Origin of the sequence: Kiloniella litopenaei, assembly GCF_000982415.1 — a bacterium.
Classification (GTDB): domain Bacteria; phylum Pseudomonadota; class Alphaproteobacteria; order Kiloniellales; family Kiloniellaceae; genus Kiloniella; species Kiloniella litopenaei.
In genome coordinates this window covers 1-574 of record NZ_LANI01000070.1, presented here as the reverse complement: position 1 = coordinate 574, position 574 = coordinate 1, and the positions used below count along the sequence as shown (strand labels likewise).

At 52.3% G+C, this 574-nt stretch carries 1 protein-coding gene; it reads right to left on the bottom strand.

What is annotated here, in order from left to right:
• Positions 1 to 574: TRAP transporter substrate-binding protein (locus tag WH95_RS20150; protein ID WP_245623001.1), on the bottom strand; the 574-nt coding region annotated here is incomplete at both ends.

Here is a 574-nt window from a genome sequence, read left to right as displayed (position 1 = left end):
CGGCGCAGAACTTCACCACCCAGACCAGGCATACGGATTTTGAGACCTTTGAAGTCTTCCAGTGTGTTGATTTCCTTGTTGAACCAACCACCCATCTGTACGCCAGTGTTACCGGCCATGAAGGATTTCAGGTTATACTGTGCAGACAGCTTGTCCCACAGTTCCTGACCGCCGCCATAGTGAACCCAGGCATCGAGTTCGTTGGCTGTGAAGCCGAAAGGAACAGCTGTGAAGAAGTTAAAGGCTTTGTGTTTACCCTGCCAATAGTATTCAGCAGCGTGGTACATATCCGCAGTACCGTTGGAAACGGCATCAAAGGATTCAAACGGTGGAACCAGCTCACCCGCAGCATAAAGCTTAACGTTCAGCTTACCACCGGATGCTGCTGTGATACGGTCTGCAACACGTTGGGCACCTGTTCCCAGACCCGGGAAGTTCTTTGGCCAGGTTGTCACCATTTTTAGGTCGCGTTTGCCCTGTGCAATCGCGGGGGCGCTCAGTGTGGCCGCCGCTGCACCTGCTGCTACACCCGTAGCTGCACCCGTTAGAAACTTTCTACGATTCATTAAAATTG